Genomic DNA, 5,499 nt, shown 5'->3' with positions numbered 1-5,499 from the left:
GTCTATTACACATTGCCCATTTTGTGGTGAGAAGCTTAGATAACTTTGTAAAATGGAAAGATAGTAGTGTGGTAGATTGGTAAATGATGAAATAGTATATACTGTTCTTATAATTATAAACTAGGGAGGAAATGAAATGAATTTATTTAGGATAATAGATATATTTACAACGATTAATGCTGCATCAGACTTAGCATGTGGTATATTAATGGTGTTTGTACTAATAAAGGCCTATGTTGCACTTGATACATATATTAAAAATAATAGAAGATAATGTGGTAGTGCTTTGTAGGACTTGTAAATTTGCAGGTGGGGGGTAGTAGTGTGGTGGAGTGGTAAATTAGAATTTGGAGAGGGAGACCAATATGCTCAAAAGGTTAAATAACATACTGAATGTTGTAATGGGTTCATCTGTTGGAGTAATTGTAGGACATACCATCTATGTATACTGGGAGTATCGAAAATATCCTGATTTATATGCTATGCAATCTGCTCCATAGTATACAAGCATAGTGGTCTATGGTGTGGTTACTGCTATCGTTTTACTAATTACAATTGTCTTAAAATGTATTGTAAGGAAAAAGTTAAAGAATCATTAAATTCCAGTTTATCTATTAGCCCATTAGCTGAAATTTGCCTAGTTGGATAATGTGACTGTGCTTTGTCGAGTGTGTAACTTACAGGTGGGGGATAGTAGTAAGGTAGATTGGTGAGGAGAAAAGACTATAGTCTTGACTAATTTATTTTAGATTTTTTGTACCCATAAATTAGACCAATTAGTAGTAGTGCTATACCAAGTAGTAAAAAAGGAATAGTTCCTGAGCTAATGAGTGCAGTAAACAAAAAGCCTGGAGGTGTAGACCAAGAAGAAGTACTATTGAGGCTGTAGTAAATAGGCAGTTGTGATAATCCTAGTATTATAGATCCTGATACTATTAATGAGATAGAAAATAATAATTGTTTCATATGTAACTCCTTAGTATATTGTTTGAATTTATTATACAATAAATTGTTATCTAGTCAACATCAGAGTAAATAATAGTAGATGCATATAAAATTATAGATAGTAGTGTGGTGGATTGGTAATAGATGCTATGAGTATATTACATTATTGTTAAAAATAGTATGAATTATTGAACGGATATTATTTGTGAATTATAATAGCTATAACAATTATTCAATAGGGGGACGGTACGTGAAAAGAATGTATAAGTTTTTTTGCCTAACAACTATTATGTGTAGCGTCTTAGTGTCATTCCATGTTAATGCACAAGATGTAATTTCAATTAAGATTGATGAAGGAAAGTTGCAAGATAATGATATCACATATATTGAGAAAGGCATTACGATGGTTCCATTAAGGATGGTATCACAAGGATTAGGGGCTAAAGTTCATTATGACCAGCAAACAAAGCAAATTTCTATTTTAAAAGAGAAAAATATAATAAAGCTAAAGTTGAATAGTAACACGGCTATTCTAAATGATCAACACCTAAACTTGCCTATAGATATAATAAGTAAGAATGGAACTACAATGGTCCCCTTAAGGTTTATTTGTGAATCTTTAAATTCAGAAGTGAAGTATCATGAAGAGAATAATATTATATGCATAAATTCAAATGGACATAAGGATAACTGCATTATGGAACAAAATATTGCAGAAGCATATATGTTAGCTATTGATACAATTTATGAAAAAGATCCAGCACTCAATCACGAAATTAAGTATTTAGCAATAGATACTAGAAAAATGAATTATTTATCTGAGAGAGTTAATCAAGAACTGAGGAATTATTTATCTAAGTATAAACTTGATATTCTAGAGACAAACTACGAAGAATTAAAATCCTTAGGGTTCATTCAAGATGGTAGCTTTACTGAAGGAATATTGATTACTATAGATGATTCTAATAGTGTGGGGGAAAAATTAATACTTAATATTGATAAGTTTAGGTCATCATTAGGAGCTATTGGATGTAGTGAAATGATTATTGAAAAGATTGAGGATGAATGGGAGGTAACAAGTACCAGTAAGTGGTATATGAGTTAATCCCCCCTACTACTTGATAAATAATTCAAACTTGTACTCAAAGCCACGCGCCTCCCTCTGTGCACACAAAATGCCTAAAATGAAAAATTTTGAGGGTATGATGTGTGGAAAATAGAATAAAACTAGATATGCCAAAGGATAGAGCCTAATTAGCAGTGTGAAAAACACTATTGAAAAGGGCTCTTTTTTGATGTAAAAAGCCATAAAATGAGGCAGAAAAGGCTAGATTCTTAGTATTTTAATAGATGATATTTTATGTTATACTATTCTGAATATAACAGGGTATAGGGGGGATAGTGTGGATGTAGCCGAAATCGGTATTATAGGTGGTACAGATGGCCCAACCAGCATATTTATTGCAACATCAGTAAATTGGCCTTTGATTATTGTGATGGGAATTATTGTAGTTTTAGCTGTTGGAAGTTTTATTATGTGGAAGAAAAAACATAAGTAGCAAATTAGATATTTTATAAGGGGGAATTTCAAATAAAAAGACACATCTATTGGTTAATAAGTATCCTACTAATCATAATTACTGTGAGTGCATTTTTTCTAACTGCCCTAAAAATAATGTCAGCTATATTACTTTTAGAAATCTTTTTTTGGATGCTCATTCTGTTCACTGCGAATATGTCTTCGGGTATTACATATGGAGTGATACATAAAAATAAAGTTGGTTGTTTAGTAGGATTTGCAATATTAAATACCGCTTGTATTGCTTTGTTAATATATTATGGGATAATACTTACATTCATTATTTTTTATACTGGGCAAGGGTAAGTTGAAAGTAACAAATAGTTAATTTACTGAAAGTCATAATAAGAATACTAAGGAGTCTGTACAGAGGAGGAATATGATGAAAAGTAAAAAATATAATTTTCTAAGTATTGTGGGGGGCCTAGTTTTTATAGTAATTCTAATCAGTGTAGGCATAGGAATAAAAAATGGATCTTCATCTAATACTAAATTAGTTTTTGGCGAGGGTGAAATACCAGTAAATAGTGACATACTAACATCAACTTCTGAAGATCATAATATTAGCTTGTTTTTAGATTCGACGATTCCTTATAATACGGTAACTGAATTAAAACCTTATGATAATGGCATTTATCATATTAACTCACAAGAGTCTGTAAAGATTAATATTTCTTTTACAAATAGTAGTGAGTATAAGCACCATATTGAAATAGGGTTCATAAATACCAATGATAATAAAATAGATGTAATATATGATGATGCTTGTTCAGAGTTAAGTTTAAATTATACATTTGAAAAAGATGTAAAGGGAGAATTTTATATATGGAATAAAGCTATAGATGATATAATGATAGAAGAATTAAGAATTTCTATAGGAGAATAGTTATTGATGTTTAATAAGAAGTTAATTTATTTCTTCTATATAGAATAGGTTTTAATATTGAGTTTATATGAGTATTACATATAGGCTCTTTTTTGATGTCCTAAAATACTGAAACAAGGTAACACCATGGTAAGATCAACTAAAAGTGCATTAACAATAACTAGATACATAATATATAGATTTTAGTAACTTAAAGGATAGAGCCTAATTGACAGTGTGGAAATACTGGTCAAAAGGGCTCTTTTTGATTTTAAAAGTTTAAATAGCAAGAGAAAAAGAGAGATTTTAGATATAATTAATAAATTAATGCTTATCATTTAATAGATTAGAATATGATATGGAACAGTATTAGTATACTAAAATGTAAAGTTTAATGCTTCTTTAATTTGATTAATGCGTTTAAGCATATCAGATTTATCTCTATATACTTTAGTTCCCATACACGTTTCATCAGATAGAATTTCCATAGTTTCATAAAGTGCTCTAGAAAAAACATCAATATTATTTATAACATGTTGTAGAAGTTCATTTTCTTCTAGTAAGTTAGCCCTCCCAAGGTTGTATTCTTTACAAGTATCAAAACTTGGAAGATTCCTTGCATAGTTTAGAGCTTCTTTTAGGCTTTCTCTGTCACCTTTTGTGTAATAACTATAGATAAGGTCTCGCTCTACTCTGATACGAAGAAGCGTATCTTTACTATTTTCGAGAATTCTTTTATAGATAGTAATTGCTTCATCTAAATAGGTATAATTTACACGTATATTTCCTCGTAAGGCCCATGCAAGGTTATACTGTAAATTATCATTACCTGGGTACTCAGCAGTGGCTTTACGCATTAATTTCAAAGCTTCTTCATATTGGTGTAGACTAAATAAGCTATCAACTTTTGTACAGTAATTTTTGATAATTTCCTTGGAATTCTTAATATCTATACCTAAAAGTTCATCTATAGTTACCTGAAAATAGTTTGCAAGTACAATAATTGTTGAGATATCAGGCAGAGTCTTATTACTTTCCCATTGTGAAACCCCAGAAATAGATATATTTAGTACCTCCGCTAATTTTTCTTGAGTAATATCACGTTTATTTCTAAATTTTTTGATGTTACTACCAATGTTCATTGTTTCTCTCCTTGAAATAATGTATTCAAAAGCGCTTTTGTAATTTTCATTATACCTTAAATTCCATCAAACACCATAAAGTAGTTCTTAAATAAATTTTAGCAGAACTTAAATTATTTAGTATTACTTTATTTGATTAAGAGAGTAGGTTGGTATGGTGAAGATATATTAAATTGTATAAGTTCTAAATCTAAGGTTTTTATACCCCAAAATACAGAAAGAAGGTGACATCATGGCACGACCAACAAAAAGTATTACAACAAGAACTGGACATATGAGTAAGACTGATATTGATAGAAGGCTTGAGTATGAAGCTAAATTGCGTGGTGATAGTGATAAAATAAGGGCACCAGCTTACCTAACACTACAACAGAAAAAGCATTTTAGAACTATTGTGGACTACCTCAAAGAATCAGGGATATTAGGTAACATTGACGTTTACTTATTGGCTCAAACAGCCATAACTATAGACCGTATCCAAGCCTGTGAGGTAGCTATTAATCAAGATGGTGTGGTAGACCTAGAAGGAAATCCAAACCCGCATATAAAAATTAGAACTGCCTATATGAAGGACTTCTTCAGGATGTGTAATGAGTTAAGCCTAAGCCCACAGGCAAGGGCCAAGATAGCAAATATTAACTGTAGTGCTGAAGCTGAGAAAACAGATCCACTTCTGACAATACTGGGAGGTGGTAAGAAATAACGAAAGAGGAATTTAAAGAATCAAAGGCCTATAGGTATGCTGTGGATGTACTGGATGGAAAATTTCCAACTAATAGGTACATAAAGGCAATAAGTAAAAAGTTTATTTATGAGATAGACCATCAGGAAGAGATGGATTACTTTTTTGATTATGAAACAGCCGATAAGATAATGAACATCATGAAACTAATTAATTTTGCTACTGGAGCTGTAGCAGGCCAATCGTTATATGAGGCTTGTGTGGGCTACCAGTATTTTTTTGTACT

9 protein-coding genes are annotated in these 5,499 nt (G+C 31.0%); 7 read left to right on the top strand and 2 right to left on the bottom strand.

Annotated features, from left to right (window positions below):
* The first annotated feature begins 136 nt into the window (after nt 1-136).
* Nucleotides 137-274 carry a hypothetical protein gene (locus ACLTBU_RS16945; RefSeq protein ID WP_249334470.1) on the top strand — a complete coding sequence of 46 codons (138 nt, stop codon included), beginning with the start codon at nt 137-139 and terminating at the stop codon, nt 272-274.
* A 91-nt stretch (nt 275-365) separates the two neighbouring features.
* Complete coding sequence (locus tag ACLTBU_RS16940) at nt 366-500, top strand: hypothetical protein (RefSeq protein WP_412220165.1); 135 nt, start codon at nt 366-368, stop codon at nt 498-500.
* Between the two features lie 235 nt (nt 501-735).
* Here the strand turns inward: ACLTBU_RS16940 and ACLTBU_RS16935 are convergent, their stop codons facing one another.
* Complete coding sequence (locus ACLTBU_RS16935) at nt 736-966, bottom strand: LPXTG cell wall anchor domain-containing protein (RefSeq protein WP_412220162.1); 231 nt, start codon at nt 964-966, stop codon at nt 736-738.
* A gap of 238 nt (nt 967-1,204) precedes the next feature.
* Here ACLTBU_RS16935 and ACLTBU_RS16930 point away from each other — a divergent pair, with 238 nt between their 5' ends.
* The 3 genes from ACLTBU_RS16930 to ACLTBU_RS16920 all read left to right on the top strand — a co-directional run bounded on the left by ACLTBU_RS16930 (nt 1,205) and on the right by ACLTBU_RS16920 (nt 3,410).
* Nucleotides 1,205-2,050 carry a copper amine oxidase N-terminal domain-containing protein gene (locus ACLTBU_RS16930; protein WP_412220167.1) on the top strand — a complete coding sequence of 282 codons (846 nt, stop codon included), beginning with the start codon at nt 1,205-1,207 and terminating at the stop codon, nt 2,048-2,050.
* A 298-nt stretch (nt 2,051-2,348) separates the two neighbouring features.
* Nucleotides 2,349-2,504 (top strand): hypothetical protein, encoded by a 156-nt coding sequence (locus ACLTBU_RS16925; protein WP_412219675.1) that lies wholly within the window; start codon nt 2,349-2,351, stop codon nt 2,502-2,504.
* A gap of 402 nt (nt 2,505-2,906) precedes the next feature.
* A complete protein-coding gene (locus tag ACLTBU_RS16920; RefSeq protein ID WP_412219673.1) occupies nt 2,907-3,410 on the top strand; it encodes a hypothetical protein in 504 nt (167 codons plus the stop codon).
* A 356-nt stretch (nt 3,411-3,766) separates the two neighbouring features.
* Here ACLTBU_RS16920 and ACLTBU_RS16915 read toward each other — a convergent pair whose 3' ends face one another.
* Complete coding sequence (locus tag ACLTBU_RS16915) at nt 3,767-4,531, bottom strand: helix-turn-helix domain-containing protein (protein WP_412219671.1); 765 nt, start codon at nt 4,529-4,531, stop codon at nt 3,767-3,769.
* 232 nt (nt 4,532-4,763) lie between these two features.
* On the opposite strand from ACLTBU_RS16915, the gene ACLTBU_RS16910 reads away from it, so the two are divergent.
* Nucleotides 4,764-5,234, top strand: a complete 471-nt coding sequence (locus ACLTBU_RS16910) for a phage terminase small subunit P27 family (protein WP_412219668.1) — start codon at nt 4,764-4,766, stop codon at nt 5,232-5,234.
* A 41-nt stretch (nt 5,235-5,275) separates the two neighbouring features.
* Nucleotides 5,276-5,499 (top strand): hypothetical protein (locus ACLTBU_RS16905; protein WP_412220160.1); only part of this gene is annotated, 224 nt, incomplete at its 3' end.

It is taken from the genome of Zhenhengia sp. (assembly GCF_046966505.1).
In the GTDB taxonomy this organism is placed as follows: domain Bacteria; phylum Bacillota; class Clostridia; order Lachnospirales; family Cellulosilyticaceae; genus Zhenhengia; species Zhenhengia yiwuensis.
Note: the sequence above shows the minus strand (reverse complement) of the source record. Positions and strands in the feature narration are given on the sequence as shown.